10 protein-coding genes are annotated in these 15,431 nt (G+C 46.7%); 9 read left to right on the top strand and 1 reads right to left on the bottom strand.

The genetic code is table 11. The features are described from left to right. Window positions 1-2,040, bottom strand: coding sequence for an ATP-dependent DNA helicase DinG (dinG, locus tag AR688_RS09050; RefSeq protein ID WP_068232319.1), 2,040 nt, complete (start codon window positions 2,038-2,040; stop codon window positions 1-3). Between the two features lie 497 nt (window positions 2,041-2,537). Here dinG and AR688_RS09045 point away from each other — a divergent pair, with 497 nt between their 5' ends. The 9 genes from AR688_RS09045 (at window position 2,538) to recR (ending at window position 15,378) form a co-directional block, all read left to right on the top strand. Continuing rightward, complete coding sequence (locus AR688_RS09045; protein ID WP_068232316.1) at window positions 2,538-5,522, top strand: TonB-dependent receptor domain-containing protein; 2,985 nt, start codon at window positions 2,538-2,540, stop codon at window positions 5,520-5,522. A gap of 374 nt (window positions 5,523-5,896) precedes the next feature. Continuing rightward, complete coding sequence (locus AR688_RS09040; RefSeq protein ID WP_068232313.1) at window positions 5,897-8,836, top strand: TonB-dependent receptor domain-containing protein; 2,940 nt, start codon at window positions 5,897-5,899, stop codon at window positions 8,834-8,836. A gap of 436 nt (window positions 8,837-9,272) precedes the next feature. Then, on the top strand, window positions 9,273-9,677 hold the full coding sequence (locus tag AR688_RS09035; protein ID WP_068232309.1) for an HvfA family oxazolone/thioamide-modified RiPP metallophore: 405 nt from the start codon (window positions 9,273-9,275) through the stop codon (window positions 9,675-9,677). A gap of 88 nt (window positions 9,678-9,765) precedes the next feature. Continuing rightward, entirely contained in the window at window positions 9,766-10,611 is an 846-nt protein-coding gene (locus AR688_RS09030) for an HvfB family MNIO-type RiPP peptide maturase (RefSeq protein WP_156420294.1), read from the top strand. Window positions 10,612-10,614: 3 nt separating this feature from the next. Continuing rightward, window positions 10,615-11,379 (top strand): HvfC family RiPP maturation protein, encoded by a 765-nt coding sequence (locus AR688_RS09025; RefSeq protein WP_068232303.1) that lies wholly within the window; start codon window positions 10,615-10,617, stop codon window positions 11,377-11,379. Window positions 11,380-11,613: 234 nt separating this feature from the next. After that, window positions 11,614-12,162 (top strand): adenine phosphoribosyltransferase, encoded by a 549-nt coding sequence (apt, locus tag AR688_RS09020; protein ID WP_068232301.1) that lies wholly within the window; start codon window positions 11,614-11,616, stop codon window positions 12,160-12,162. A gap of 48 nt (window positions 12,163-12,210) precedes the next feature. After that, window positions 12,211-14,322 carry a DNA polymerase III subunit gamma/tau gene (gene dnaX, locus AR688_RS09015; protein WP_068232299.1) on the top strand — a complete coding sequence of 704 codons (2,112 nt, stop codon included), beginning with the start codon at window positions 12,211-12,213 and terminating at the stop codon, window positions 14,320-14,322. Window positions 14,323-14,449: 127 nt separating this feature from the next. Beyond that, window positions 14,450-14,776, top strand: coding sequence for a YbaB/EbfC family nucleoid-associated protein (locus AR688_RS09010; protein WP_068232296.1), 327 nt, complete (start codon window positions 14,450-14,452; stop codon window positions 14,774-14,776). After that, window positions 14,776-15,378, top strand: a complete 603-nt coding sequence (gene recR, locus AR688_RS09005) for a recombination mediator RecR (RefSeq protein WP_068232293.1) — start codon at window positions 14,776-14,778, stop codon at window positions 15,376-15,378. Before AR688_RS09010 ends, recR begins: the two co-directional genes overlap by 1 nt. Window positions 15,379-15,431 lie beyond the last annotated feature (53 nt).

Raw genomic sequence — 15,431 nt, 5'->3', positions numbered from 1 at the left:
TTAATACTCAATTTGACGACGAAACGGCGGCAAGGCATTTAACATTGCGCTGCCGTAGGCTTTAGTTACCAGACGCCGGTCAAGGATCACTATCCGGCCTTCGTCTTGTTCCTGGCGCAGCAGTCTACCACAGGCTTGCACCAGTTTCTTTGAGGTAGCCGGAATAGTCAGTTGCAAAAATGCATTTCCGCCTTTTTTTGTAATCGCCTCAGCTAAGGCTTCTTCCAGAGGTGAGGTAGGCACAGCAAAGGGCAGTTTGGTAATCACCAGATTGGTAAGCAATTTACCGGGTAAATCCAGCCCTTCAGAAAAGCTCTGGGTGCCAAATAAAATACTGGTGCGGTTATGTTTGCAGTTTTCACCATGCAACTGCAGTAACGCCTGGCGTGAAGCTTCACCTTGCACTAATAGTGAAAATTTCTTTTTACGCAGAGCCTCAGCGACTTGCTGCATTTGCCAGTATGAAGCAAACAGCACCAGGCTGGCCTGACCATCTGGCAAGTAAGCAGGCAGCAGTGTTGCCAGCTCATCGGTATAAGCCTGCTCTGTGGGCTCTGTTTGCATTTTCGGAATAACAATCCGGCCTTTTTCCGCGTAGGCAAAAGGCGATGCTACCTGCAATGTTTGCACACCTTCAAATTGTGTCAGGCCTAAATCATACTTGATGTACTGGAATGAATTTAACGCAGTAAGCGTTGCAGAGCAGAGGATCACCGCAAAGGCATCGGTAAATAGCAGCTGCTCCAGCTTATTTGCAACGCCAAGTGGACAGGCATGGCCAACAACATATTGGCTCTGATTTTGTAGCTCAACCCAGCGCGCCTGGTAAACGTTTTTTTCCTGCTCTGAAGCATACAATTGCCACAGTGCTTGTTGTTGCTCAATTTTCTGGCGCAAATAGCCTAACTCTTGCAGCAGACCCATGCTTTGCTTAAGCGGTAACTGCTGTTCAGAGACGTTTTCCTGCAAATGCTGCTGAATTTTTTCCAGTTGCGTCAGTGCCTTCTGGCTAACCTGTGACAGTTGCTCGGCTTGCTGCTGAAACAGCTTAGGCAGTGCGGCATCGGTAAAACGAAACTCCGTTTTCTCGCCAAACCAACGTGGCTTAAATTCTGCCACACAGCGCTCTATCGGTTTTAGTAAGCTGTTGAGTTCATTGCAGCTATCATCGAAGCGTAATAACTCTTTCATCAAGGTAGCGGGTAGTAGGGTAATCAGCTGTTGAATAGTTTTAGCCGCCTTTTCCAGCCAAACGCTATTGTGAGTAAGCTGGGCCTGAGCGGCAAAAAATTCCCGCGCGCTGTCGGGCAAGTGATGCGCCTCGTCTATCACATAAAGCGTTTCTTCCGGCGGCGGTAATATACTGTTACCACTGGATAAATCTGCCAGAAGTAAGGCATGGTTTACCACCAGCACATCGGCATTACTTACCTCGGCTCGGGCAAGGTGAAACGGGCAGTTCATATGGCGGCGGTCTGTTTTACTGCAATGCAGCGGATCAGCAACAATACGCTGCCACAGGTCTTCAGTTAACGGTGTCGTCAGCGTATCCCTGTCACCCAGCCATTTACGCTGCTGCCAGTTATCCAGCAATTTTTGCCAGTCAAAAGTTGCATCGTTAACGGTGGCAAATAACTCAGGATGCTTTTGCTGCTGGCGCACCCGCTCAATACAAGCATAACGCTGGCGGCCTTTTACCAGACTAAATTCAAATAACAGCTTGCTGTGTTGTTGAAAAAACGGCAGGTCTTTATTTACCAATTGCTCCTGCAGCGCCACTGTTGCCGTGGCAATAACCACTTTTTTCTTTTGCGCCAACGCATAAGGAATAACCGCCAGCATATAAGCCAGCGATTTACCGGTACCGGTGCCAGCCTCAATTAAACCAATACGCTCCCGGCGATGGTAAGTGCCAGAGACAATTTTTGCCATTTCTGCTACCAACTGGTTTTGTCCCTGCCTGGGTTGGTAATTAGGCAGGGTGGTTTTAATGCGCGTATGTATAGCGCGGATTTGGCTTTTTAGCTGGTCACTTAACATGTTCGATGTGTATTTATATACAGTTGTTTGATTGTATACGTAATGCGCTTTACAGGCAAAGCATTCGCGTCTCACGAAACCTAAAGAAATTAGTTCAGGCACTTGTGAGGAAAGCTCGGTAAATATTATTGGTAACTGTATTTAAAAGTTTACATGCGCTATTTTATTAACCCCGGTTTTTGATAACCCATTGCTATCGCCTGACAAAGCATATTTTACCTAAGCTATTGACTATATTAATTTGAATTTCGATGCTTGAAGGGTTGACAACGGCAAACTTCGAAGAAAAATGCCACCTGGCCATTTTTACGGCAGAGGATGACAATTTAAATTACAAATTGTTCCGTAAAAGCTGTTGACCCTGCTGAAATTCTCAGCCTATTATCAATGTGCGACGAAAGGCCCTCTGGGTGTGTTTAGTGGGGGGCTTTTGGCGATAAGTGGTTGTTGGTTTAAATAAAATTGCTGAAATGAAAACAGTGATCCAGGGAGAAAACATGTATACAAATAATAAAATAGCTAAAGCCGTGCGCTTGGCCATCGCTTTTGGTGCTGCGTCCTCGCTTGCCATGCACTCTGCTGCTGTAAATGCACAAGAGGACGTTGCAGCAGAACAACAAGTGGAAAAGATTCAAATTACTGGTAGTCGTATCAGAAGTGCTAACGCTGTTTCAACAAGCCCGATAGCAACGGTTGGCGAGCTTGAAATTGAACAGCAACAACAGCCTGAGATAGAGCGTATTTTCCGTAATATGCCAGCCTCTTTGCCAGGTGATAACAGCAACGTAAACAACGGTACGGGTGGTGCTGCTACGGTTAACTTACGTGGATTAGGCTCTAACCGTAACTTAGTTCTGATGAACGGCAAACGGATGGTGCCTTTTAACACTGCGGGTAGTGTTGATACTTCAACAATACCGACAGCACTAATCGATCGTATCGATATCGTAACCGGCGGTGCTTCCGCGGTTTATGGTTCAGACGCAATTTCTGGCGCTATCAACGTTATTTTAAAAAGGAATTTTGAAGGCGTTGAGTTAGATATGTCACATTCGCGCACCGCGGATGCAGATGCTCAGACGAAGAACATGGCGTTAACTCTGGGTGGCAATTTTGACAATGATCGCGGTAACGCCGTTGTTTCATTTAGCTGGTTAGATCGTGATCCATTATTACTCGGTCAGCGTTCATTGGGTAACTATGGCATTGCCACGGCGAGCGGCGCTAACTATCAAAACTTTGTAGACGGTGTTGCTCCGGTTCCGCCAGCAGACCCATTATGTGGTGGCAGTACACCTAACGTTGTAGCACCAGGTGGTGGCAGCCCTACCGGTATTCCAACACGCGTAGGTGTGGTAGGTGTTCCTGCTGCCGCTGGTCAGTTCCGTGATGATGGTACCCTGGTTTTAGGTGATCGTTGTAGTGATTATAACTTTAACCCATTTAACTACTACCAGACTCCCGCTAAGCGTTATAGTGCAACCGCTATGGCGCACTATGATCTTAATGACGAGCATTCTGTATACGGTACCTTTAACTTTACCAATACTTCTGTGAGCCAGCAGGTCGCCCCCTCAGGCATTTTCGGTTCTACCTTCTGGGTGCCAATGGCTAACCCGTTTTTATCTGCTCAGGCTCAGAATGCACTTCTTACTAGTTCTAATGCCAATATTGGCGCATTGAATGGTCCAGGTCTGGAAACATGGCGCGATGTTAACAGCAATGGTGTTGTTGATGCGGCTGACTCATTATTATTGGCTGTTTCCCGTCGTACACCTGAGTTAGGCCCGCGTTCAACGTCTTTTAATACCGATCAGTTCCAGTTAGTCGCTGGTGTTGAGGGCTTTCTTAATGACAGCTGGGCGTATGATGTGTCGGTTCAACATGGCGAAACTAACCGGGTCAATACCAATGCCGGTTATACTAATATCGCTAACATCGCCAATGCACTAAACGCCGTGTCTGAAACTGAATGTTTAACCGGTGGTGCGGGGTGTGTGCCACTAAATGTGTTTGGTGGTTTTGGTACCATTACTCCAGAGATGGCTGCTTATGCTTCAGCGACAGCGTTTGCTACCACTGAATACCAGCAGCGCGTATTCTCTGCCATTATTGATGGCCCGTTTGATTCAGTGGTGTCGCCATTTGCTGAGTCATCACTGGCGATGAGCTTTGGTTATGAATACCGGGAAGAAATTGCATTCTTTAACCCCGACGAATGCTTAAAACTGGCTCCTGCAAGCTGTTTAGGTGGCGCGGGGGGGAACTCTTTACCTGTAGGCGGTTCGTTCAAAGTTAATGAGGTATTCGGTGAAGGTAAGCTACCTCTGATCGAGAATGTAGCTTTTGCTGATATTGTAGAGTTGGAGTTTGGTTACCGTCATGCAAATTATGATACTGTTGGCGAAAACGGTAGCTGGAAGTTAGGTCTGGCCTGGCGCCCAGTCGACGAATTGCTGGTCCGGGTAATGAAACAAAAAGCCACACGTGCGCCAAACGTAGGTGAACTGTATGCACCTCTGACTTCAGCTCTGGAGAATGCTAATCTGGACCCATGTTCTGTGGCAAATGCCGCTAATATTGATGCAACTTTACGTGCCCGTTGTGTTGCAACAGGTATGACTGATGCACAGGTAGGTGCGGTAGATGATATCGCTGCGGGCCAGATTAACGTATTGTCGGGCTCTAACCCGAATGCGTTGCCAGATGCTGAAACTGCGGAAACGTTAACTGCTGGTTTTGTTTGGACGCCACAGTTTGATACCGTAAAACGTGTACAGTTTTCTGTAGATTACTATGATATCGACGTCAGTGGTTATATCGGTGAAAACACACCACAGGAAATTCTGGATGGCTGTTATGTGCTGGGTAACACGGCTCAGTGCGCGCAAATAAACCGTATCGGTGGTGGTTTAACTATCTCTGGCTCTGGTGTTCAAGCGTACACCACTAACCTGTCTTATCTGCGTACCAGTGGTGTGGAAGTCGCGTTTAACTTCGGTTTTGATTTAGACAGCTTTGGCTCGTTAGATTTTAGCGGTAACGTAAACAAATATCTGAAAGCCGACCAGTTAAGTACGCCTGTGTCAGAAGTTATTGATTGTAATGGTTTCTATGGCCCGAACTGTGATCCACAGCATGAACTACGTGCTACACAACGTACTACTTGGAACTACGAAGATTTATCTGTATCCCTGCTATGGCGTTACTTAGGCTCAATCGAGCGTGAAACGGCATTCCAATCGGCTACGTTCGCACCGTTCCGTCAGATTGGCTCGTACAGCTATTTCGATCTGTTTACCAACTATCATGTAACAGACAGTTTAACTGTTAGTTTGGGTGTTGATAACCTGCTAGATCGAGATGCACCTGTTGTTGGTGGTGAAGCAGCGTCAACGTCGGTTAACAGTGGTAATACCTTTCCAGGATACTACGATATGTTAGGTCGTACATACAGAGCGAGTGTTAGCTTAAAGTTCTAAAAGTCTGACATACAAATCCTAAAACGGCTGGTTTATCCAGCCGTTTTTTTATTGCAACGCTTAAATTATCTATATACAAATAATAAGAAATAAATTCAAATATGGCACAAATTATTTGTTCCTGCTCAGTAAAAGAACGGATTAACCTATCTACCAACTGCAGTTTTATGCAACCACAATCGCACGGTTATGTAAATTCACTCATAAGTTTCCAGAAAAGTTCCGTAAATGTGTTGACCCAGGTAAAAAACTACGTTTATTATCGAGTCGCGTCAGATCGGAGGTTATCCGAGATAAGCGGAGTGTAAAGCGCCGCAGAAGGTTGGAAACTGTTAAAAAATAGAATCACTAAATAGTGATCCAGGGAGAAATACATGTATACAAATAATAAAATAAGCAAAGCTGTACGCTTAGCTATCGCATTTGGTGCTGCTTCAGCTTCTGCTTTCACTGCATCGGTAACCGCTGCGGAAGAAGAAGAAGTAGCAAAGGTTGAGCGTATTGAGGTTACAGGTTCGCGTTTACGCTCAACTGACTTACAAGGGTTTTCACCGGTTCAGGTAATTGATGCGAGTGATATCGATACATCAAGTGTTGCTAACATTCAAGATTTATTATTAAAGAACCCCGCTTTTGGTGCTCCAGCTATCAGCCGTACGAACTCTAACTTTTCGACAGCAGGCGCAGGTGTTTCAACAGTAGATTTACGTAACTTAGGTACGGCGCGTACTTTAGTGCTGGTAAATGGTCGGCGTTATGTAACAGGTGTTCCTGGCTCAATGGCTGTTGACTTAAACACTATTCCGGCACAGTTTATTGAACGTATTGAAATCATGACTGGTGGTGCATCAGCTGTTTACGGTTCAGATGCTGTTGCTGGTGTTGTGAACATTATCCTGAAAAAAGAATTTGAAGGTATCGAATTCGACATGCAGTACGGCGAAAGTGGTGAAGGTGATTCTGAAGAGACTCAAATTCAGTTTACCACTGGCGTGACTTCTGCCAACGGTAAAGGCAATGTTATGTTGCATGCAGCTTACACCGATCAGGGAGCCGTTTTTTCCAAAGATCGTGAACGTTCAGCAAATGATATAGCTTCAGAGGGGGCTTTCTTCACTGGGGCGCCGGAAGATATGTTTAACGCAGTACCGCTGCTGTCAAGTTATGCACCAGCCGGCCGTTTCTTTGCTGGGGACAGTCAATTTACGTTCGACGAAGACGGTACTATTCGGCCTTGGGCTTCAACCGATGGCTTCAACCGTAACGGCGTACGTACTATCGCTGTGCCAACAGAGCGGTATCTCTTAAGTGGTCGTGCTAGTTATGAGTTTACTGATGGGTGGACTTCTTTTATGGAGGGTACTTATGCATCAAGCCAAACTATCACAGAATTAGAGCCATTTCCATTTGATACTGAGGCTCTATATCAGAATAGTGGCGGCCAGATGCCAATTGAATTTGAATCGTTTACTGCCGATCCAAATAATCCTGGCTCGTATATTCGTAATGTGGTAGTGAATCCTCTCATCCCTCAAGCAATTGTTGATGCAGCTGCTGATGAAGACGGTGATGGCTTACGTGATATCTTCTTCTCTCGCCGATTGTCTGATGTTGCTAACCGTGGAAACGTCGCAGACCGCGATACTTTCCGTATCGTTGCGGGTGTTGAGGGGGAGATTGCTGATGGTTGGTATACCGATGCTTATGTCGGATACGGCCAGACAAAGGAAGCTCAGGTTTCCAGTGGTCAAGTAAACGTGCTTAACTTTCGTAGTGCTTTAGAGGTTATTCCTGATGGACAGGGCGGCTTGATGTGTCGTGATGCAACAGCTCGTGCACAAGGCTGCGTACCAGCTAATGTTTATGGCGCAGGTACCCTGTCAGATGAAGCGGTAACCTATATTGCTGCTCCAGGGTTACTGGCTACTTTTGCTTCTCAAAAATATGCTGGCTTTAATATTTCTGGCGAGGTATTTGAATTGCCAGCCGGTATGGTGGGGCTTGGTTTTGGTGGTGAATATCGTGAAGAGTTTTCTCGCAGCGAGTTTGACCCATTACAGCAGGCAGGTTTAAATGCGGGTAATGCGATTCCACGTACTGAAGGTGAATTTGACGTTACTGAATTTTATACCGAAGTAAATGTGCCGCTGTTAGCTGATATGTTTATGGCTGACCAGTTAAACCTTCGCGGTGCTGTGCGCTTTTCCGACTACTCTACAGTTGGCAACACGACCAGCTGGAATGTCGCGCTGGACTGGGCGCCGATTCCTGAATTACGTTTCCGTGCTATACGTGCGCAATCAGTGCGTGCGCCTAATGTAGATGAGTTGTTCTCGCCACCAACACAGGATTTCCCTACAGGGCTGACTGATCCTTGTTTAGGTGTAACCAATGCCTCTACTGGAGCAGTGGCTGATGCTTGTCGTGCTGCACCAGGAGTACAGGCAAACATAGATGCCAATGGATCATTTACACAGACTCAACCGGATTTACAGGGAATTAGTGGCTTTAACCGCGGTAACCCTAACTTGGATGCTGAAAAGGGTAAATCTTGGACTTTCGGTTTTACCTTCTCACCTGAAGGTTTTTTAAGTGATTTTGATTTTAATGTTGATTACTTCGATATTGAAATTGAAGATGCCATTGTAGCTACACCACGTCAGTTTATTTTGGATCAGTGCTACGGTGGCGGTGACGCTTCACTATGTGATTTTATCACTCGCCGCCCAACAGCTCAGGGTGCTAATAGTGCCGGCTCACTTGAGTTCATCGACTCTGGTGTAAGTAACAGCGGTGGTTTTGCTACTGAAGGTGTGGATTTCGTAGTAACCTATGGTAAAAATCTGGAAGACTTAGATTTAGTTGGTCGTTTCAATGCACGCTTAGCATATACACGCCTGCTAGACGGTTATACCATCCCGTTGCCTGGTTCTGATAAAGATGTGTTTGCTGGTGAAGTAGGTGCAGCTGAAGATAAGTTTTACTTGACATTAGGCTATGATATTGGTGATTTCAGCATTGCCTGGAACACGACATTTATCGGTCATTCATACTTGGATGATCAGTTTTTATCTGGTTATGATCTAGCACCTGAATCTGTTGGTGTTGGTGCTACAACTTACCATGATATCAACGTATCTTATAAGCCTGCAGATAACTATGAGCTGTACGTTGGCATGCAAAACGCATTTGATAAAGAACCCGCTCCAATCATTACCGGTTTACCTGGTAATAGCACAGGTACTGAAACTAACGCCAGTGTGTATGACCCAATTGGTCGTCGCATGTACGCAGGTATTCGAATGAAGTTCTAATCATGCTTCGTGCAAAAAGTGGCATAAGTCTAATGTCGGTGAGGTAAGGGTTTTCGGATCAGTTAACCGATAAAAAGCCAAAGTTTAAAGGCCTACAGAATAAACCCTGTAGGCCTTTTTTATGCACATTAGCTACACTTCCAACCTTGGCTGTATAATTCTAAATGTCTTTAGCATTTATTAATTAGACCCTGTATTGATTGAGGGGGGATGGCGGCAGTTTAGTTGTCCTTATTATCGAAGGAGCAAACTTAAGTTCCGGTAAAAAAGAAAAGTATTTATCAGTTCAGTAGGTTGGTACTCGGCTATCTAGCCTTTCAGGCTACAATCAGATTATCAGTAAATTATTAATGACTGTATTTTGCCCGGCAATGAAATAATTTTACGCTAGCAAAGGTCTACACTTTAGTAACTCTCAACCACAACAGGTGCAAATATGAAAACAATGAAACAATCGAACGTCGCTATGGCTGTAGGTGCTTTAGTTTTTGGCTCACTGGCTACGGTAGCTACTACTGCAAATGCTAACCCGTTTACGGCTATGGAGCTGGCGTCTGGCTATGAAATGGTTGCTGCAGAGGGTAAATGCGGCGAAGGCAAGTGTGGTGAAGATAAAGCTGAAAAAGCCAAAGACAAAGAGGGCAAGTGTGGCGAAGGGAAATGCGGCGAAGATAAAATGAAGGACAAAGCCGATAAAGCCAAAGAGGGAAAATGTGGCGAAGGCAAGTGCGGTGAAGGAAAATATGGTGCTGATAAAGCTAAAGAGGCAAAAGACAAGGCCAAAGAAGGCAAGTGTGGTGAGGGGAAATGTGGCGAAGGTAAATGCGGCGGTAGTGTTTAATTACGCCCGTTAAGGCCTGCATAGTTGTACTACTTCGTTGTATTGATAGTGCAGGCCTTTGTTTTCAGGAGCCTGGTATATGCACACAATGACACAGCAGCCCGTATCGGGGACAGGGCTTGGCCTTCGGCGTGAGATGCTGGATGAGCTGATAACAGCCAAGCCACCAGAGATAGATTTTTTTGAGGTAGCACCAGAAAACTGGATCCCGTTTGGTGGCAAGCTGCAGAAGAAGTTTCAGCAGTTAACTGAGCAGCATCGTTTTATCTGTCATGGCTTATCATTGTCTATTGGCAGCCCTGAACCTCTTGACGTGCTATTTGTGAAGCAGGTAAAGCAGTTTTTACGCCAACACAATATCAACCTGTACAGTGAGCACCTGAGTTATTGCTCAGGTAATGGCCACTTGTACGATTTGATGCCTATTCCCTTTACTGATGAAGCTGTGAGTTATGTGGCGCGGCGAGTGCGGCAGGTGCAGGATATTCTGGAGCAGCCGCTAATTCTGGAAAACGTATCTTATTATGCTGCACCCGGCCAGCAGATGTCGGAGGCAGATTTTACCCGGGCAGTGTTACAGGAAGCTGATTGCCAGTTACTGCTGGATGTAAACAACATTTATGTTAATTCGGTTAATCATGGCTATAGCGCCAGTGATTTTTTACGCGCTATGCCGTCTGAGCGTATAGCTTATTACCATATAGCCGGCCATTTTAAAGAGGCGGAAGATTTGCTGGTAGATACTCATGGCGCTGCAGTGATAGACCCCGTTTGGCAATTGCTGCAACAGGCATATCAGTGTCATGGTGTTAAACCTACATTGCTGGAGCGTGATTTTAATATTCCGCAGCTTAGTGTGTTAAGTGAAGAACTGCAAAAAATTAAAGCGTTACAACAGCTCGCCTTGGCAGATACTCTGCAGTTAAGGGCCTGATAGATGCAATTCCAGCAAATTCAGCAGGCTTTTATCGCCCATATTAAAGATCCTGAGCATCAGAGTGCTCCGGCGGATATTGAAGACAGACGCATGGCGATATACCGCGAGCTGTTTTTTAATAATGTGGAAGGTTTTATCGCCAGTGCATTTCCTGTACTGAAATCGCTATATAAAGATGCTGACTGGCAGGTGCTGGTAAGGCAATTTTTTGTTCAGTATCAGTGCTCCAGCCCTTATTTTCTGCATATTGCTGAACATTTTCTGCATTACTTGCAACAAGATTACGTTACTACTGAGTACGATCCGGTGTTTATGCTGGAACTGGCGCACTATGAGTGGGCCGAACTTTATCTGGCAACAAAGCAGTTATCACAGGCGGAAACGCCGCTGCGCACTGAACAAATCACACACGCGCCGCTGTATTTGTCATCACTTGCAATGGTGTTGGCTTACCCTTACAAGGTACATGAAATCAGTACTGCTTATCAGCCCGAGGCGCCAAGCGAAGTACAGTATTATTTGTTGTACCGTAATGCTGCAGATGACGTGAAGTTTGTGCTTATTAATCAGCTTACTGCGGCTTTACTGCAAATGTTGCAGCAATCTGCCGGTAGTACTTTGGCAGCTGTAGTGCAGCAACTACTGCCGCTCCTGCCACAGCTCAGTGCGCAGCAGTTAATGCAGGGAGCCACAGCTTTATTACAGGACTTTGCCGCAAAAGGTGTGCTGGTGTCTTTTCAAGCAGAGCAAAATTCATTACCATAACCGCCCTTAAATTCGCTGATTACAGAAGAGTAGTGCAATGGCAGACGAAAAGTTTAAAGAGTCGTTTAACCTGTGGCAGTTTCTTGCTCTGGTTGCAGTGTTTGTGTCCTTACTGTGTTTGGCACCAATAGTGCGTTGGTTTCAGATTCTGGCATAATGCACCAGCATAGTTGAAGGCCGCCTGAGGGCGGCTTTTTTGTCCCGGCAGGGGCGCTTAATAAAAGGTTTTCTGAGATGGACAAACAGGCATTAGAGCTTGAATTAAAACAGGTTATTAAAACAGTTGTTGATTATCCAAAGCCGGGCATAGTATTTCGCGATGTAACCAGCCTGATGCAGGATGGCCCGAGTTTCAAAAAAGTCATCGACGCTTTTTGTTATTTTTATGCTGATAAAGGCATTACCAAAATTGTTGGTACTGAATCTCGTGGTTTTATTTTCGGTGCGCCGCTGGCTTATGCCATGGGTATTTCTTTTGTGCCGGTACGTAAACCAGGCAAACTGCCACGTCAGCGCATTTCGCAAAGTTATCAGCTGGAATACGGTGAAGATGCCTTAGAACTGCACGCGGATGCTATAGCTGCGGGTGATAAAGTACTACTGGTTGACGATTTGCTGGCTACCGGCGGTACTATTGATGCCACCGCTAAGTTGGTACGCCAGCTTGGTGGTATTGTCGATGATGCGGCTTTTGTTATTGCACTGCCCGAACTTGGCGGTGTTAAACGCCTGCAGCAAGCCGGATTAAATATCCTTAGTCTGGTTGAGTATAGTGGCGAATAAGTTTAGTCTGTCAAAGATCCCAATTATCACAAGACATCAGCAGCCGTTATGAGTTATCAGGTATTAGCACGCAAGTGGCGCCCACAACATTTTGCCCAGCTAGTCGGGCAGGAGCATGTTAAAAGCGCACTGGGTAATGCCCTGAACAACAACCGGCTGCATCATGCTTATTTGTTTACCGGCACCCGCGGTGTCGGTAAAACCACCATAGCGCGTATTTTTGCTAAAAGTTTGAACTGTGAACAGGGTATTACTGCTACGCCCTGTGGCCAGTGCTCTGCATGTCTGGAAATCGATGCCGGCAACTTTGTTGATTTGCTGGAAATAGATGCCGCATCACGTACCAAAGTAGAAGATACCCGCGATTTACTCGACAACGTGCAATATGCACCCAGCCGTGGCCGTTTTAAAGTCTATCTGATAGATGAAGTGCATATGCTGTCAAAACACAGCTTTAATGCACTGCTAAAAACGCTGGAAGAGCCGCCACCACATGTTAAATTCTTACTGGCCACCACTGATCCGCAAAAATTGCCGGTTACTGTCTTATCGCGTTGTCTGCAGTTTAATTTACTGGCATTAAGCCCACTGCAAATTGAGCAGCATCTGGCGTTTGTGCTGGGTGAAGAACAAATCCCTTTTGAGCAAACCGCATTAACACTGCTTGCCCGTGCCGCCAAAGGCAGTTTGCGTGACTCGTTAAGTCTTACGGATCAGGCAATTGCGCAAAGTAACGCCAATATAACCCTTGATACTGTACGTACTATGCTGGGCTTTCTGGATCAAAGCTGGGCGCAACAGTTATTACAGGCAATTCTGGCGCAGGACGCCGCGCAGTTGCAAATACAATTGGCAGCGTTGGTGCAGCAGCAGAGCAATTTCAGTCAGGTATTGGACGATATGTTGTCCATACTGCATCTTACGGCACTGACTCAATTCAGCCAGAGCGCGGCCAGTTTTTCGTCACAGCAACCTTTTGTCCAGCAGTTAGCAGACACGCTGGCTCCTGCACAGGTGCAGCTATATTATCAACTGCTGATCAGCGGTAAAAAAGAGCTGCCCTATGCGCCTGATGCGTTAACCGGATTGGAAATGGCGCTGCTGCGGGCTATGGCATTTGTACCAGAGACACAAAGCAAAAGCACCGCGCCGGTCAAAGCTGCTGCTGTAATGCCGGTTGTAACACCGGCAGAACCTACGCCAAAGGTTCAGTCGCAGCCCAGGGTTGAAACAGTAGAAGACACTGACAGCTACTCTGCAACGTCGTCTGCAGCGCCAGTAGCACAAACGCAAGCAGCTGCGCCTACACCGCAAACTGTACCGGCACCGCAAACTGCAGTTGCTGCTACGCCGGGTATTGATCCGGTTACGGCACGCATTATGGCACGCCGTGGGGTGACAGTAACCGCAGCGCCTGAAGCAAAAAAGTCTGAGCGCCAGCAGGCGCCATTGCAAAAAACGGCTGATGCAGAGGGTAAAACCGCAACTGCTCAGCAGCCTGAGCCTGCAAAAGCCCGCCCCCCGGTAATAACATTGGTGCCTGAGCAGCCCTCTGCAGCTATAACCCAGGCCGTTTTTCCACCGGCTGATAACAACCGCTATGACGAGCCCGACGATGCTGATATGCCACAGTATGATGCAGCCGCGACAGATGCGTTATGGCAACAGTATGAACAGGATGCGCCACAAGGCAGCCAACTGCCGGACGTAACAACAGCTTTGCCAACACTGGAAAGCTTTGATGGTAGTATCAACGAGCAGAATTTCTCGGTTCGTTTTGCTGCTCAGGTAGATGCCTGGGCCGCGCGGGTTGAAACGCTGGATACTGGTGGCTTAAGCCGGCTGTTTTTGCTTAATGCTGCCATGCAGTTAGATGGCGAAAAGCTTACTTTAACAGTGGCGCAAAGCCAGCAGCATTTGGATAGTCCGGGGTTTCGTATCAAGCTACAACAGGTGCTGCAGCACAGTTTTAATCAGCCGCTGGAAATTGACATCAGCTACCAGGCAGAAGTGGCAGCCAGTCCGTTAGCCATACAGCAAAAAATTGTGCAGGAGCGCTTTGGTTACGTTAGCCGCCTGCTGCATGAAGATGACAAGGTACAACAACTGCAACAGCTGTTTGACGCCCAGTTGCTACCCGATACTATATTGGTCAATTAGCGGTTTTACCGGTGCGCCAACCGCGCACAACTTGTAATTCGACGGCGAAGTTATTATCTTGTCGCCGGTAAAGGTCAGTGTCCGTTACACTGCTAACTCAACTTAATTTTACAGCAGGTACAACATTATGTTTAAAGGCGGTATGGGCAACATCATGAAGCAGGCGCAAGCCATGCAGGAAAAAATGCAGAAAATGCAGGCTGAAGTTGCGGCAATGGAAGTAACCGGTGAAGCCGGTGCCGGTCTGGTTAAAGTAACCATGCTGGGCAATCACAATGTGCGCCGTGTCAGTATTGACGACAGCCTGATGCAGGATGACAAAGATATGCTGGAAGACTTAATTGCCGCTGCAATTAACGATGCCGTGCGCCGCGTTGATGAAACCAGCAAAGAAAAAATGGCTTCAGTAACCGGCGGCTTACAGTTGCCACCTGGTATGAAAATGCCATTCTGATGAGCCGTTATACCCCGCTGGTACAGCAACTGATTGATGCACTGCGCATTTTGCCCGGAGTTGGGCCAAAATCGGCGCAGCGCATGGCATTTTCCTTGCTGGAACGTAACCGTGAAGGCGGTTTACAGCTGGGTGCGGCGCTGGGTGCTGCCATGATGAAGGTCGGGCATTGTCAGCAATGCCGCACTTTTTGTGAAACCGCGTTATGTCACATCTGTACCGATCCGGCCCGGGCGCTCGATGGTATTATTTGTGTGGTTGGCTCTGCGGCTGACCAACTGGCAATAGAACAAACCGGCCAGTTTAAAGGCCGCTATTTTGTGTTACAGGGCTATTTATCACCTTTGGATGGTATCGGGCCGCAGGATCTGGGCCTGGATAAACTGAGTACACTGTTAGCCAGCGGCGGCGTTACCGAACTTATTCTGGCTACCAACCCTACGGTTGAAGGCGACGCTACAGCGTTTTATATTGCTGAGCTTTGCCACAAACATCAGGTAAATGTATCACGCATTGCTCAGGGTATTCCGGTTGGCGGTGAGCTGGAATTTGTTGACGGTACTACGCTGTCACATGCTTTTAGTGGCCGTAAAGTATTTTAATCTGCTATAACCCTGCTTGAAATCCGGTTAATTCTCCCCATATTAGTTGTCAG

It is taken from the genome of Rheinheimera sp. EpRS3 (assembly GCF_001513785.1).
In the GTDB taxonomy this organism is placed as follows: domain Bacteria; phylum Pseudomonadota; class Gammaproteobacteria; order Enterobacterales; family Alteromonadaceae; genus Alishewanella.
The sequence above is the reverse complement of the archived record's forward strand: the minus strand, read 5'-3'. Positions and strand labels throughout refer to the sequence as shown.